Origin of the sequence: Paenibacillus thalictri (assembly GCF_004307995.1) — a bacterium.
Lineage (GTDB): Bacteria > Bacillota > Bacilli > Paenibacillales > NBRC-103111 > Paenibacillus_AF > Paenibacillus_AF thalictri.
In genome coordinates this window covers 355162-369510 of record NZ_SIRE01000002.1, presented here as the reverse complement: position 1 = coordinate 369510, position 14349 = coordinate 355162, and the positions used below count along the sequence as shown (strand labels likewise).

General features: G+C 52.2%; 14 protein-coding genes. 11 read left to right on the top strand and 3 right to left on the bottom strand.

Annotated elements, in window-relative coordinates:
- Window positions 1-7 precede the first annotated feature (7 nt).
- Window positions 8-265: an HPr family phosphocarrier protein gene (locus EYB31_RS01885; RefSeq protein ID WP_131011554.1), complete on the bottom strand. Its 258-nt coding sequence runs from the start codon at window positions 263-265 to the stop codon at window positions 8-10.
- A 434-nt stretch (window positions 266-699) separates the two neighbouring features.
- Between EYB31_RS01885 and serC the strand changes: the two genes are divergently transcribed.
- The 10 genes from serC (at window position 700) to EYB31_RS01835 (ending at window position 10562) form a co-directional block, all read left to right on the top strand.
- The gene (serC, locus tag EYB31_RS01880; RefSeq protein ID WP_131011553.1) at window positions 700-1791 is read left to right on the top strand and encodes a 3-phosphoserine/phosphohydroxythreonine transaminase; all 1092 of its coding nucleotides are present in this window, start codon (window positions 700-702) and stop codon (window positions 1789-1791) included.
- Window positions 1792-2031: 240 nt separating this feature from the next.
- A complete protein-coding gene (locus EYB31_RS01875; protein ID WP_131011552.1) occupies window positions 2032-2805 on the top strand; it encodes an HAD-IIA family hydrolase in 774 nt (257 codons plus the stop codon).
- 43 nt (window positions 2806-2848) lie between these two features.
- Entirely contained in the window at window positions 2849-3406 is a 558-nt protein-coding gene (locus tag EYB31_RS01870) for a glycerol-3-phosphate responsive antiterminator (RefSeq protein WP_131011551.1), read from the top strand.
- A gap of 167 nt (window positions 3407-3573) precedes the next feature.
- Complete coding sequence (locus EYB31_RS01865) at window positions 3574-4326, top strand: MgtC/SapB family protein (RefSeq protein WP_131011550.1); 753 nt, start codon at window positions 3574-3576, stop codon at window positions 4324-4326.
- Window positions 4327-4617: 291 nt separating this feature from the next.
- Window positions 4618-5922, top strand: a complete 1305-nt coding sequence (locus EYB31_RS01860) for an ABC transporter substrate-binding protein (protein WP_131011549.1) — start codon at window positions 4618-4620, stop codon at window positions 5920-5922.
- A 120-nt stretch (window positions 5923-6042) separates the two neighbouring features.
- The gene (locus EYB31_RS01855; protein WP_131011548.1) at window positions 6043-6984 is read left to right on the top strand and encodes a carbohydrate ABC transporter permease; all 942 of its coding nucleotides are present in this window, start codon (window positions 6043-6045) and stop codon (window positions 6982-6984) included.
- A 12-nt stretch (window positions 6985-6996) separates the two neighbouring features.
- The gene (locus EYB31_RS01850; protein ID WP_131011547.1) at window positions 6997-7827 is read left to right on the top strand and encodes a carbohydrate ABC transporter permease; all 831 of its coding nucleotides are present in this window, start codon (window positions 6997-6999) and stop codon (window positions 7825-7827) included.
- A gap of 31 nt (window positions 7828-7858) precedes the next feature.
- On the top strand, window positions 7859-8623 hold the full coding sequence (locus EYB31_RS01845) for a glycerophosphodiester phosphodiesterase (RefSeq protein WP_131011546.1): 765 nt from the start codon (window positions 7859-7861) through the stop codon (window positions 8621-8623).
- Window positions 8620-9756, top strand: a complete 1137-nt coding sequence (locus tag EYB31_RS01840) for a hypothetical protein (protein WP_131011545.1) — start codon at window positions 8620-8622, stop codon at window positions 9754-9756. The genes EYB31_RS01845 and EYB31_RS01840 overlap by 4 nt, the downstream gene beginning before the upstream one ends.
- Before the next feature lie 98 nt (window positions 9757-9854).
- Window positions 9855-10562: a glycerophosphodiester phosphodiesterase gene (locus EYB31_RS01835; protein WP_131011544.1), complete on the top strand. Its 708-nt coding sequence runs from the start codon at window positions 9855-9857 to the stop codon at window positions 10560-10562.
- Window positions 10563-10671: 109 nt separating this feature from the next.
- Here EYB31_RS01835 and EYB31_RS01830 read toward each other — a convergent pair whose 3' ends face one another.
- Together EYB31_RS01830 and EYB31_RS01825 are read right to left on the bottom strand one after the other, a co-directional pair.
- Window positions 10672-11415, bottom strand: a complete 744-nt coding sequence (locus EYB31_RS01830; RefSeq protein WP_131011543.1) for an EcsC family protein — start codon at window positions 11413-11415, stop codon at window positions 10672-10674.
- A gap of 168 nt (window positions 11416-11583) precedes the next feature.
- Entirely contained in the window at window positions 11584-12687 is a 1104-nt protein-coding gene (locus tag EYB31_RS01825) for a YheC/YheD family endospore coat-associated protein (RefSeq protein WP_165452149.1), read from the bottom strand.
- Between the two features lie 407 nt (window positions 12688-13094).
- On the opposite strand from EYB31_RS01825, the gene EYB31_RS01820 reads away from it, so the two are divergent.
- Window positions 13095-14258, top strand: a complete 1164-nt coding sequence (locus tag EYB31_RS01820; RefSeq protein ID WP_240762000.1) for a glycosyltransferase family 4 protein — start codon at window positions 13095-13097, stop codon at window positions 14256-14258.
- Window positions 14259-14349: the final 91 nt, after the last annotated feature.

Here is a 14349-nt window from a genome sequence, read left to right as displayed (position 1 = left end):
ACCTCCCTTACGATAAGCTTTCGGCAAACTGCAGGAAGGCGCTTACGACTTGCTCCTCGTCGGGGCCGGACGCCGTTATGTCAACGATGTCCCCTTCCTTAACGCCAAGTGTCAAGAGATGAATGGCGCTTTTGCCGTTGGCGGTTTTTCCGTTTAAAGCGATTTGGATATCGCTTTCAAATTGTAGCGCCTTGCTTACCCACTCGGCTGCCGGTCTGGCATGAAGGCCAAGCGGGTGGCGAATGATTGCTTTGCCGTTCCGCATTGTGACTTATCCACCTTATTATATCGGTCATATGGGTTTCGCCGGGATCCGATCTGTCTGACAGGCTCCTTGCTTTCGTTCATTATAGCAAAACCGCCGAAGTTTGACAGCGCGATATTTCGCCTGTTGCTTTTTGGCGCCGCAAGGGTGTATGATAAGGAACAATCAAACATCCCATTATGCCGATGAAGAGCATCCAACTCCGAGGCGTTTTCGTTAAAGAAGCTGCCGTTACAGCGCCGCTTCTCAAGTTCACCGGCCCCGCCCGTTACCGCGGAACCAAGAGGATCGGCATATACCGCCTGGTATATCCGGTCAAGTTGGGTGGCACCGCGAGCTTAAGCGCTCCTCGTCCCAATCGGATGAGGGCGCTTTTTGTGTTTTTTACGGCATACACATCACAAAGGCGAAGGGACGGATGAAACATGGAGCGGATGAACGGCAATCGAGTGTACAATTTTAACCCGGGACCGGCGGCGCTGCCGCTGGAAGTATTGGAACAAGCGAAAGAACAATTTGTCGCTTACGGCGGCGAAGGCATGTCGCTGATGGAGATGTCCCATCGGAGCGGTACGGTGGAACAACTGATGGAGGAAACGCAGATGCTGCTGCTGGAGGCTTTGGCGTTGCCGGCCGGTTATCATGTGCTTTTTATGGGTGGAGGCGCGAGTTCACAGTTTGCGCTTATACCGATGAATTTCATAGGCGCCGGCAGGCCGGGCAGCTACGTGCTGACCGGGAGTTTCGCGGAGAAAGCGTACGAAGAAGCCGCGCTTGTCGGCGAAACGGCGGTTGCCGCCAGCTCCAAAGCGCAGAAATGGGCGGCACTGCCCGAGCAAGGCGATTTAAGCATCGCTGCGAACTCAGCTTATGTGCATATCACGGTCAACAATACCATTGAAGGCTCGCAGTACCGGGAGCTGCCCGATACCGGCGATGTGCCGCTGATCGGCGATATGACCAGCGATATATTAAGCTGCCGCAGAGATCTCAGCCGATTCGCGATGGTGTACGCCGGAGCGCAAAAAAATCTCGGTCCGGCCGGCGTGACCGCGGTCGTGATCCGCGACGATTTTGCCAAGGAAGCGAGGAGCGACATACCGGTCATCTTCCGATACGGTACTTATGTCAAAAACCGCTCGCTGTACAATACCCCGCCGGTTCATTCGATCTATATGGTGAACCTTGTGCTGCAGTGGGTTCGGGAGCAAGGCGGCGTGGCCGCGCTGGAGCAGCGCAACAGAACGAAAGCCAAGCTGCTTTACGATACGATTGACGCCAGCGGGGGCTTCTACAAGGGCATGGTGGAGAACAAGCACCGCTCGATCATGAACATCACGTGGCGGATGCAGGATGAAGCGCTGGAGAAGCGGTTCGTGCAGGAGTCGGAGCGGGAAGGCTTCGCCGGGCTGGCCGGCCACCGCAGCGTTGGGGGGATGCGGGCTTCGGCGTATAACGCTGTGCCGCTTGCGGCGTGTGAGGCGCTTGCCGCGTTTATGAAGCATTTTCAGCAGCGGCACGGGTAAACAATGATGGATTTGCTGTTGTGTACGGCGCAATGATGTTCGGCGCAATTATTTTCGGTTGACAAAAAGCGGGTTCGGCTCTATAGTAAGAAACATCATTCATACGAAACATACGGTTAGGCGCGAGTCATGGAGAAAACCTTATCCGTAAGTCATATCTTACCTTAACGGGTGAGGTATGCTTACAAGGATAAGGTTTTTTGTTTTATTTCGATTATTGCTGAAAGAGAGGCATACAAAATGAAGGGTTTTATTTTTGATTTGGATGGTACTGTTTATTTGGGGGACAGAATGATGGAAGGGGCGGCCGAGACCATCGGGGCGCTGAGAGCTCGCGGAGACCGCGTCGTTTTTTTATCCAACAAACCGATTGCCACCCGGCAGTCCTACGTCGATAAGCTGAATAAAATGGGGATTCCGACAACGCTAAACGACGTGCTTAATTCGTCGCAGATCGTTGCGCAATATTTGCAAAAACATATGAAACCCGGCGAACGCGCTTTTGTAATCGGTGAGCAGCCGATTTTCGACGAGCTTACCGATCATGGCATTACGATGACGGAAGACAGCGAGCAAGCGGAGTATATCGTCTTGTCCTGGGACCGGCAGTTTACATACGACAAGCTGAATCTGTTGTACCAAGCAGCTATACGCGGTGCGATTATTGTCGCCTCCAATCCGGATGCAACATGCCCGCTCGATGGCGGACAAATTCCCGATACCGGCACGTTTATCGCAGCGTTGCAAGCGGCTACCAACAAGCCGATCGACCTGGTGATCGGCAAGCCTTCGCTGATTGCGGCCGAAGCGGCGGTCGCTCATCTAGGTCTCAGCTTCGAGGACTGCTACATGGTCGGAGACCGGCTGGAGACGGATATCAAGATGGGCAATGACGCGGGCATGAAGTCCGTGCTTGTGTTAACCGGCGTCGGCACCCGCGAGATGGCAGCTGCAACGGATTCCCCGCCGCATTTTATCCTGCCAAGCATTAAAGAAATCGTGTCTTTACCTTAACATATGGTATAATGTTCTCACTTTAACGAAAGGCGGTACAAATATGTATCCGATCGTCGATATTGTGGAACATCAAACTATCGCGTCCATTCATAAGGTGGAGGATGTGGACCGCGCGATCGAAAGCCCGGTTAATGTCATCTTTTTAATGGTTGGTTCCATATTCAATATAAAAGAATTGGTGGACCGGGTAAAAGCGGCAAACAAGCACGTATTTCTGCATATGGAATTTATTGAGGGCATCGCACCCGATCGCAGCGGAGTCGCTTATGTAGCACAAAATATAAAACCGACCGGCATCATTTCCACCAAAAGCAATCTGATCCGCGGCGCAAAAGAGAACGGCCTGATGGCCATTCAGCGGATATTCCTGATCGACCGCAGCGCCGTAGTGCGCGGGGTCAAGACGGTGGAGCAAAGCGAGCCGGACGCCATCGAGGTCATGCCGGGCATTATGCCGCGCATCATCCGCGAGATGACCGACATGACATCGCTTCCGATTATTGCGGGCGGGCTTGTCGGCAATCAGCAGGAAATCGAAGAGGCGCTGAAAGCCGGGGCGCTCGCCGTATCCGCCGGTACGTCCGAGCTTTGGGCGTAGGAAAAATTGCATATAACGAAGTAACAAGCTGATCCAAGCGGTATAGTGACGTTGAGATAAACCTCTTTGGAAAAGATGCGGGATTTTTGTGCGCACTTTTCTTGAGAGGTTTTTTTCATTCTGGCGAACGTTTGACCGGCGCAACTGAAGGGAAGGGAGGTGGTTTCATGCACAATGTTTGGCAAATTTCGCATCTGGATTTGACGCTCCGCATTCTGCTGTCGGCTCTGTTGGGAGGGCTTGTCGGCTTTGAGCGGGAGTGGAGCAACCACGCGGCGGGGCTGCGTACGCATATACTGGTATGCATCGGCTCGACGGCGATTATGCTGCTGTCCATCTACGGTTTTTCGCAATTTGTAAACGAAACGAATGTGCGGACGGACCCGGCGCGGTTGGCCGCGCAAGTGATCAGCGGCATCGGCTTCCTGGGCGCGGGTACGATTATGCGAACTGGCACCACCGTATCGGGACTGACGACGGCTGCTTCCGTCTGGGTGGTGGCGGCCATTGGGCTTTGCGTGGGGGCGGGATTCTTCTACTGCGCCAGCTTGGCGACGTTTATGGTGCTGGTCAGCTTGTTTGTGCTCAACAAATGGGAGAAACATATGATGCGTCACCGCAGAAATCAAGAAATCATAATTAAAATTTGCGATAAACCGGGCGTGCTCGGCAGCATTGCTTCACGGCTCGGAGAGCAGGGCATTCAAATTGTCAATGTAAAAATGAAGCAGGAGGGCACCATGGAGATCGCCGGCGTTGAAGAGCCGGTCATGGAGCTTCTTTTCAGCTTGAAGGTTTTTCAGAAAGAAGCGCTGATTAAGGCAATGGAGAGGATTTCTTCGTCGGGGGAGATTCTTTCGATGGAGTCGAAAATCGGCAAATTGGCCGATCCGCAGCTGCAAAGCTCGCATTCCGTCTGAGCATTTTTGAAAAAACAAATAAATCGATTGTTTACATTGTATTTACAAGAAATTAATGGTATATTTATAATTTATGTATTGACACTTACACCGCGCTATGGCATACTTTAAGTCGGAAAAGAAAACGTTTACCTCATGTTCTATATTGATTGGGTGCGGAGACTATTGAGACAACCCAAGAAGCATATGGACCGTTCAGGCGGTTCCTTTGTTTCTTGCGGTTTTTTCAAGTCTCCTTTTGTTTTTTTATTCCTGAATAACAGAAAACGCATACGAAAGGGGATTTTATCAATGCAGGTAAAAAAATGGTTAACGGTGCTGGCAGTTTCGTCCATCACGATGTCTATGGCAGTTGGATGTTCAAGCAAAGGGGAAGATATTCCCGACGCTAAAGCGGCGGCTGAAGATAATTCCCCGGTGACGATTCAATACTGGCATTCCCATGCGGAAACGCAAATGCCGGCCGTGAATTATATGATCGCCGAATTCCAGAAGAAATATCCGAACATTACCGTTGAACCGGTTTTCCAGGGAGCGTACACGGATCTGCACAAAAAGCTGCAGGCGGCTGTAGCGGCCAAAGAAGTGCCTGCTGTAACCAACGTTGAAGTATCGGCGCTTCCGAACTTCGCGGACGGCGGCGTATTCGCCGACATGACCCCATATATCAAGCGGGATAAAGTCGATCTGACCGACTTCTCCAAAGGGATGCTGCAAGCATACGCATACAACGATAAGCAATACGGCTTTCCGCTGATCGTCAGCACCAGCGTGTTTGTTTACAACAAAACGATGTTGGACGGGCTTGGCGTTAAGCCTCCGCAAACTTGGGCGGAAATCGAAGATTTCAACAAGAAGGTTACCGTGAAGGAAAACGGTAAAACGACACGTTACGCTTTCTCCGTTCCCGGCTGGGATACTTGGTATTACGATCCGTGGATTTCCAACGGCGGCGGCGCGATTCTAAGCCCCGATCACAAGACATCGCTGCTGGATCAACCGGACAGCTTGAAATGGATTCAAAACTTCGACAAATGGATGAAAGACGGATCGATGCATATGGGTTACGGCAAAGGCGCATCCGATACGATGCGGCAAATGTTCCTCGACGGCAAAGTCGCCATGGTGCAGCACACTTCCGCCGTGTTGAAAACGTATTTGGAAAACGCAAAGTTTGAGGTTGGCGTTTCCTTCATTCCCGGCGATAAAGAACGCAAATCGCACATCGGCGGCGCAGGCATCGTGATGATGGACGGCGCGCCGGCCAAGCAGAAGGAAGCGGCTTGGAAATTCGTGAAGTTTATGACCGGGGCCGAAAACAACATCAAATGGGCGGAAGGCACAGGTTACCTGCCGACTCACAAGTCTGTAATCAACACCGAAGAAGGCAAGAAATATTTCGAGAAGCTGCCGCAATACAAAGCCGTATTCGATAACTTCGACAACGTTGTAGGCCGTCCTCAGCATCCGGCATATCCGGAATTCAGCAAGAAGTACATGGAAGTTGTCGGCAAAATGATTTTGGAGAACGCCGATCCGGTTCCGCTGATGAAAGACGCTGTGAAAGACATCAACGCCATCTTGAAGGATCAATAAGCCCTTTCCCATAATTACCAGAAGCAATGTATAAAAATTCATGAATAACCATCGTAATGCGGGCGGGATACCTCGCCTGCATTACATTCATTCATTATCGTATTCGAGAGGGGAGTCGCGATGAAAGCGACGGACGGCCGCGCTGCGGGCTCGACAGCAGTCAGCAACACAAACAAGCTTTCCCGTAAAAGAAGGATCGAAGGTTTCAAAGATTTTGCGTTTGCGATACCTGCATTGGTTGCTTTAATTGCCTTTATTTATTATCCGCTAGTCAATTCGTTCTACTTGAGCTTCACCAACTGGAATATGACCAAGCCGACCAAGAAATTTATCGGGTTCGACAACTATACGTATTTGCTGACCAGCGATACGTTTTATAAAGTGCTTAAAGTTACATTCACGTACACCATACTGGACGTCATCATTACGTTAGGGCTGGGCCTGCTCCTGGCGCTGCTGTTTAATGTGGCATCGCGTTCGTTCGGTTTTATGCGGGCCGTTATTTTTATGCCGCATTACATTTCCATGGTCATCGTTTCGATGATTTTCTTATGGATTTTCAACGGCCAATACGGCTTGCTGAACGAACTTTTGAAAATTTTCGGCATGGAGCCGATTCACTGGCTGACGAATACGAAGACGGCGCTGTGGGTGCTGGTTGTCGTCGCTTCATGGAAAGGCATCGGTTTTGCGATGATTATATTTATCGGCGGTTTGCGCAGCATTCCGCTGGACTATTATGAAGCCTCCGGTTTGGACGGGGCGAGCAAATGGACGCAGTTTTTCAAAATTACGCTGCCGCTTTTGTCGCCGACAACGCTGTTTTTGGTCGTTACCCATTTTATATCGTCCATGCAGGTGTTCCAATCCGTCGATATTATGACCAACGGCGGTCCGCTGGAATCGACCAAAGCGATGGTGTATTGGATTTACGAAATGGCGTTCGACGAGTTTAAAACAGGCCGGGCGTCCGCGCTGGTCGTTATTTTCTTCATCATTATCGTGCTGCTGACGTCGGTGCAAATGTACATCTCCAAGAAGAAAGTTCACTATGAAGGGTAGGCTGATAAAAAGATGAAAAATCCCGTATGGTCGACTACCCGCCTTGTGTTTGCGATATTGATTACATTAGTGATGTTTTTCCCGATTTATTGGATGGTTATTACCGCCTTCAAATCGACGGCTGAGCTCAAATCGGCGATCCCGACGTTTTGGCCGGAGCATTTCAGATGGGAGAACTTTGCCACCGCTTTTAAGACCATTCCGTTTTACCGTTTTACGGTCAACACCGTCGTTCAAACGGTAGGCATCGTATTCCTGCAGATTAACATCGGCATTATGGCCGCTTATGCTTTTGCCAAAGGCAGTTTTAAGGGCCGTGAGCAGTTGTTTATGCTGGTGCTTGCCGCGCTGATCGTGCCGGAGCAGGTTGTGTTTGTGCCGGTTTACGTCATGATGTCCAAGCTCGGCTGGATCAACACGTATTATGCGCTGATTATCCCGCACGCCGCTTCGGCTTATGGCATATTCCTGCTGCGCCAGACGTTCCGTTCCATTAACAACGACGTCATCGAGGCCGCTCGTGTGGACGGGGCCAACCGCTTCCAAGTGTTGTACCGGATTCTTACGCCGATGGCTTTGCCGACGGTCGCCACCTTAACTGTCATCAGCTTTATCAGCAGCTGGAACTCTTATTTCTGGCCGCTCGTTATGACCAACTCGAACCAGATGCGCGTGTTGACCGTCGGGATCGCGATGATGCGGGATTCCGTGGCCGGCGACGAGTCGCTGACGTTCCACCTGCTGATGGCCGCAAGTATCCTTGTGATTCTGCCGATCGTCATCGTATTTATTTTCGCGCAAAAATACATTATCGCAGCTATGGCCAACTCCACCTTTAAGTAAGGGGCACAAGACCGGGAAAGGATGATTGACTATGTCGACTGAAAAACAACTGCTTGTCATTGCACACCGCGGAGCGAAAGGCGAAGCTCCCGAAAATACGCTTGCCGCATTCCGGCTTGGACTGGAGCAAGGCTGCGACGCCATTGAGCTGGACATTCATTTGTCCAAGGACGGGGAGCTGATCGTTATCCACGATGCGACCTTGGACCGGACGACCGATATGAAAGGGGCCGTCAACGATCTGACCGTTGCCGAGCTGAAACAAGCGGATGCGGGCAGCTGGTTTGATGAGAAATTCGCCGGCGAGCGCTTGCCGCTGCTGGAGGAAGTGTTTGATCTGACGCCGCCGGACGTGATGATTAACGTAGAGATCAAGGGCTCCTACGGCCGCAAGCTGGAGCATGCTTTATGCGCGTTGATGAAAAGAAAAAACCGCGTGCATAACGTTGTAGTTTCTTCCTTCGACCACAAAAGCTTGATGTTCCTCAAACTGCTATTGCCGGAAGCGAAAATCGGACTGCTTTATGACATGAATGCGGCCAAACATTCGGCATTAGCCGATACGCTCGGATTGCCGGTTTACTCGCTGCACCCGAATATGAAGCGGATCGACACTGAAGATGTACGCGAAGCCATAGAGCGCGGATTGCGCGTTTATCCTTATACGATCAACGATGAAGCGCAGATGCAGGAAGCGATCGATTACGGCGTTTCCGGCATCATTACCGATTATCCCGGCCGCTTGAACGGGCTGTTGGATCGCCAGCCGCGTGCTGCGGCAGGAGCGGCCCGATGAAGAACCCCCTGCGATATATCGCGCTGCTGGCCGGGTTCGGATTGGTTTTGTCGGGCTGCGTCTCTTCGCCGCAAGCGGCCAAACCGGCCGCTCCAAGCCAGCCCGCCGCTCCCGCGGCGGAAGCGAAAGACAAGCCGGCCGCGGCTGCGCCGGGTCAGCCGGCAAACGCGTTGGGCATTACGCAGGAAGAGGCGGGAATCAAACTTCGGGTGGATATTCCCGAAATCAAGCCGTTTTTGCAAAAAGCGAAAAACGGCCCGATTGTACCCGGTTTGCTGCAGGGCGGCGTTCCGCAGGGGATCGCGTATTTGCCTGAGCAGAAGTGGATATTGATTTCCTATTACCGCGAAGGCGGCAAATCCAGCTTTATGTCGGTGCTGGACGCCGGTACCGGCAAGCTGGTCAAATCGATGACATTTAATAAAACGGCGGACCAGCCGTATACCGGCCATGCCGGGGGCATTACCGCCAGCAAAAAGCATGTGTGGCTTTCTTCCGATAAAGAGGTGAACATGCTGAACATCGACGACATCGTGAAGGCGGCCGACGGCTCCAGCCTCGTATTCGCCGGATCGGTGAAAAGCAGCACGCGAGCATCTTTCACCTCCTACGGCGACGGCGTATTATGGATCGGCGAATTTGCCCAAGGAGCCAGTTATCCGACGGATAAAGCGCATTATATGACAGGTCCCGACGGCAAAGAACATAAAGCGTGGGCGGAAGGCTTCAAGCTGGATGGAAACACCGATCTGCCGGCGGCTCAGAATGGCGCTGCTCCCGTACCCAACTACATATTATCGCTGCCGGACCGGATTCAAGGGATGTACGTCTCCAAAGACAACATCTGGCTCAGCGAGTCGTACGGCCGCAACAACACAAGCACGCTGCACCACATGAAGCTAAGTTTGGCGGACAAACCGCATGCCAACGTGACGATCGGTTCTGCCGCGGTGCCGGTCTGGTTTTTGGACGGCAAAAATGTAAAAGACACAACGGAGATGCCTCCGATGTCGGAAGGATTGTTTGAGCTGAACGGCAATCTTCACATTCTTTTTGAGTCCGGGGCTTCGACATATCGCTCTTCGTCCAGTTATGCGTTGGACCGGATTCAGATTTTGCCGTGGAGTGAATAATCGGGCGTCTTGGTACAAGTAGTCAGACGCCCGCGGATACGGTATGATAATAGGGAATACGCATTTTGGAGATCAAGGGAAATAGGAGGACGATGACCATGACTATACCTGGACTCGCACATCGCGGTTACCCGAAAAGATATCCCGAAAACACGATGGTTTCGTTTCAGGCGGCGCTTGACCTGTCATTTAGCCATTTGGAGCTGGATGTGCAATTGACGCAAGATGGCGTTCCCGTTGTCATTCATGACACGACCGTCAACCGTACAACCAACGGCAAAGGCAAAGTGATCGATTATACGTTCGAAGAGCTGAGAAAGCTGGATGCCGGAGGAGGGCAGCAAATTCCGACGCTGGAAGAAGTGCTGACTTTGGCCAAAGGCAAGGCGCTGGTCGACATCGAGCTGAAGCAAAGCGGGGATTTGTATCCGGGCTTGGAGCAAAAAGTACTCGATACGATCGCTTCCTGCGGCATGCAAAACGAGGTGTTTGTGACTTCGTTTGATCATTATTCGATCATCAAAATGAGAGAGCTGTCCGCGGAGGTCGACTTGGGGCTTGTTATTTACGGAGCGACCCCTTCGTTATTCCCGCTGGCGGAGCAAATCCGCGCCCGGTATGTATCGGTCAAATCGATCTATTTAAACGATGAATTCGTGCAGCGCTGCGGCGAACAAGGAATTCAGATCATCGCTTGGACGATTGACGATGAGGAAGGCATGAAGGAGCTGCGCTCCCGTTATCCGCACATTTGGATTTGCACCAATGAGCTGGAGAAATGGAAGCAATGCGTAGAGCAAGCCTAACCGTTATTGAGGTCAAAGCGGCAGGATATGTGAAGCGACCTCAAAAGTAAAACTGATTTCATTGGTAACTAACAAGGCATGAGTCCGGTATTGTACTGGACCATGCCTTTTAAGTTTCCGCCAGCAGGCGCAGCCGGAAGCAGTTTTTGCCGGTTTCCCCGAGCTCTTCCAGCAGTCCGTAATTGGCCCAGGCGCCAACGACGGCCCCGATGCCCGGTACCAGCTGCAGCATTTTGCGAAAATCGATCGTATCGCGGTACTCCTGCTGCAGCTGGCGCCAGTCCACATGTTCGGCGTAAGATTGCAGGGGCGGAAGCGCCCGGGCGGTGATATGCCAGCTGCGGACGGTTTGAAGCAGCGCCGCTTTCTTGTCTTGGCCGGAGAAAGCCAACTGAAACACATAAAGTAAAAACAGCCGCTCGCGGTAGTCCTTTGTGGAAAAACCGTATACGTGCGCCAGCTCGAACAGAAATTTCATCTTAATCCCGATCAGCAGCGGGAAGTCGGCAAGCCCCAGCAGAATACCCCCGGCGCCGGTGCCCGCACCTTCGGCGGCCGCCAGTTTTTTGTACACGGAGATCAATTCCTCGGCGCGCCTGTCGCGATCGGATAACCTAAGCCCAAGCAGCGGTTCTCCTTTGGGAATGTAATCGAGGCTGAACAAGGCGGTTTGGACGATGCCTTTCACCGATGCGGTGATCGCCTGATGCACCTTGGGAGGGATGACGCGATTGATTTTACCCTGGACGAACCGGGACGACTTCTCCATCAGCCCTGCCGGCTGCAGCAGCTTGTGTTCCCATATGTACAGTTCGGACTTCACTTTATCCTCGTAATGACGAAACGGACTCATGTCATGATCCTTTCGGCTTCTTTTCGTTACAACAATCCCACTCGTTTATTTTATCCGTTTTACGTTGGAAAAGGAAACCGGCCTGCCGCTTTCTTTGAGGCGGAGGCACTTGCTTGTGGCACTCTCCGTTTCCCGGGGGAGAATGCCACGTATGTTCACTTTAGAGCGTTACATCGGCGGAGTGCCGTCCGGGTGGTCCAGCAAATATTTGGCGTAGGCCATCGGATTGAAATAAGTCGATTTCCATTCGTCCATCATTCCCGCTTCGCGGAAGCCGTAACGCTGATCTTTGCCGTTGCATTCGATAAATAAGGGGAAACCTGATGCGGTAATTCCGATATCCATGCCAAGGTCGGCCAGGTGCGGCAGCCGCGCGCTCATCTGTTTTGCCGCCCGCAGCGAGAAATTGCACACATCGGCAAGCACTTTATCCGGGTTAAGCTGAGGATATTCCTCTTGTATAATGTGCTCGAGACGGTGTACCGTGCCGCCTTGTGCGACGTTAGTAATAAACGTCGCTTTGCCCGCAACTTTGGCGATGATGCCTGTAACCTGCCAATCTCCGGCGGCTCCCCGCTGCACGGATACCCGCATATCAAACGGCCGGCCGCGGTAGGTAGCGAGCGGCAGGCATTGCTGCACGATATAACTCATGCCCGCAAGCCGTTTGTGCAGCAGGCGAGGCAGCGCGCTGCGGAAGCGAAGTTGTTTAAAATGTTTGTTGTTTACGCTGAGGGTGCGGGGATAAATGAGCACCCAGCCGCCAGGCTCGCGCTTCAGCTTCATGACACCGCGTCCTACGCTGCTCCGGTCCGGCTTCACGATGATCTCGTCGTACATCCGCATCATCTCCGTAATATGGGCCGGCGTAGCGGGGAAAGTTCCCGGCAGATGCGGGCGCAGCGTATCGTCCAGCATGAGCAGCTCATGTACCTTCAGCTTGCCGTACCGGTTCCAACGGTTAAAAATACGCAGCCCGTTTTCTTCCCAAGCGGCGAGCTGTACATTCTCCTTCTCCGTTGGGTAAATGGCCCGGTTATGAATGACGGTAGGGGTGGGAATGATTTTTTCGACATACCGGTTGTTTTCATTCACGTAAGCTTTGACCGTGCCGTCTTCTTTGCAGTCCTGCATGCGAAAAAAACAGGGGGTCACGCCATACCGCTTGCCGGCTTCGATGTAATAATGGATGGCTTCATATTTCGTAGTTCCCGATGGAATCCAGCTGTACATTTTATCGTTGACCATAATGCCCACGTAAGGAGCTGTCATCGTCTTGTATCCGCCCCTTTCTAGAAGCTTATTAGGTGAATTTCTGTACAGCATATGACACAAGCAGGGCGGGGGTATGGACAGGTGTGGTGGGCAAGTGCGTGTTTAAAAACAACGGAGACCGCCGGTCCTCAAAAAGTTTCAACACATACCGCCCATCCATCCCTGTTTTGGCTTGAATATAATGAATCAACCTACAAGTGAGAGTTCAAAAAGTCGGCTTTTCAGGACCGAGAAGGTTGTGAGAACCTGAAGAAGGAGGAGGAGCGGAGTGTAGGCAAAACCTACATGAGCACCGGACTTTGAAGGTAAACGCAAGATTCGATGTCGATTCGCTTCCTGACTTGCTTCGTGATCAAAAGCCGACTTTTTGAACAACTTCTACAAGGAATAAGGGGGAAATCAAATTGTTGAATCAACCTGTCGTGACGATTGTGACTCCCGGTGATTTGGCCATTTTGTCGGGCAGGAGCGGTTCTGTGGAACTCGTCGTCGAAAATGTGGCCCGGCGGGTAAGCGGCGTAGTCAAGCCGATCGTCTTCGGCAAGAAGACGGCTTCGCTTTCCGCGGTCGAGACTCGGGACGGTGTGACGTACCGGCGTTACCCGCGTGTGAGCATGGCACGATATATGCGCAACGTGAGCCGTCATATCAGCAAGGTGCGGCCGCAGCTCATTCAAGTGGAAAACCGGCCAAACTTCGTCCGTTATATGCGCAAAAAACATCCGAAAGCTGAAATTTGGCTGTCTTTGCATTCGCTTACTTATGTCTCTCCGCCTTTTATCGGCATAACCGCCCTGAGACGCTGTCTGAAAGCAGCCGACCGGATTATCGTCAACAGCGAGTATATGCGGGATCGAATAGCGGAGAAAGTGCCCGCGGTGGAGAACCGGATTCGCGTGAATTGGCTTGGCGTCGACAGGGAACGGTTTATTTCCCGGTGGGAAGACGAAGGCCGGAGGCTGCGGGAAAACATGCTGGAAAAAACCGGGCTGCAAGGAAGGCCGATCCTGCTCTACGTCGGAAGGTGGACCAAGCAAAAAGGCGTCCATAAGCTGCTTGAAGCGATGCCGGCTATTGTCAAGGAGGTGCCGGACGCGATGCTGATTATTATCGGGGGTTCGTGTTATCACAACAACAAGATGACGCCTTACGTGAAAAAATTGCGCCGTCTTGCCCGGCAGGTTCCGCATAACGTGCGGTTTGTTTCTTATGTGCCGCACAAGGAAATTCCCGAATGGTACCGTCTGGCCGACGTGCATCTCGTCCCTTCGCTTAAACGGGAAGCATTTGGACTGGTGAATCTGGAGGCGATGGCGAGCGGCGTGCCGGTCATCGGAACTCGTGTCGGGGGGATCGGCGAAATTGTGCAGCATGGGGTGACGGGATATTTGCTCGATCCGCAACAGATTGGGAAGCAGCTGCCGTATTACGCGGTATCGCTGTTGAAAAATAAAGAGCTGGCGCAATGTTTGGGCGAGCACAGCCTGAGGCGTGTCGCGCAGCAATTTACATGGCAGCATACGGCGGATCGGTGGCTTGCTCTATTGCAGGAGCAAGGCCGCGGATAAGTTCGCGCGCGGCGCAAGATTTTCACCGTGGTTCATACAAAATTTCCTCTCCGATGTGACTTCAATATGGGTATTCGCATATGTTACAAAA

Coding starts and splice junctions, on each gene's coding strand:
- EYB31_RS01830 (WP_131011543.1), bottom strand. CDS start 11,415: ATGAGTCCGTTTCGTCATTACGAGGATAAAGTGAAGTCCGAACTGTAC.
- EYB31_RS01845 (WP_131011546.1), top strand. CDS start 7,859: ATGTCGACTGAAAAACAACTGCTTGTCATTGCACACCGCGGAGCGAAA.
- serC (WP_131011553.1), top strand. CDS start 700: ATGAACGGCAATCGAGTGTACAATTTTAACCCGGGACCGGCGGCGCTG.
- EYB31_RS01865 (WP_131011550.1), top strand. CDS start 3,574: ATGCACAATGTTTGGCAAATTTCGCATCTGGATTTGACGCTCCGCATT.
- EYB31_RS01850 (WP_131011547.1), top strand. CDS start 6,997: ATGAAAAATCCCGTATGGTCGACTACCCGCCTTGTGTTTGCGATATTG.
- EYB31_RS01825 (WP_165452149.1), bottom strand. CDS start 12,687: ATGACAGCTCCTTACGTGGGCATTATGGTCAACGATAAAATGTACAGC.
- EYB31_RS01855 (WP_131011548.1), top strand. CDS start 6,043: ATGAAAGCGACGGACGGCCGCGCTGCGGGCTCGACAGCAGTCAGCAAC.
- EYB31_RS01835 (WP_131011544.1), top strand. CDS start 9,855: ATGACTATACCTGGACTCGCACATCGCGGTTACCCGAAAAGATATCCC.
- EYB31_RS01870 (WP_131011551.1), top strand. CDS start 2,849: ATGTATCCGATCGTCGATATTGTGGAACATCAAACTATCGCGTCCATT.
- EYB31_RS01885 (WP_131011554.1), bottom strand. CDS start 265: ATGCGGAACGGCAAAGCAATCATTCGCCACCCGCTTGGCCTTCATGCC.
- EYB31_RS01875 (WP_131011552.1), top strand. CDS start 2,032: ATGAAGGGTTTTATTTTTGATTTGGATGGTACTGTTTATTTGGGGGAC.
- EYB31_RS01860 (WP_131011549.1), top strand. CDS start 4,618: ATGCAGGTAAAAAAATGGTTAACGGTGCTGGCAGTTTCGTCCATCACG.
- EYB31_RS01840 (WP_131011545.1), top strand. CDS start 8,620: ATGAAGAACCCCCTGCGATATATCGCGCTGCTGGCCGGGTTCGGATTG.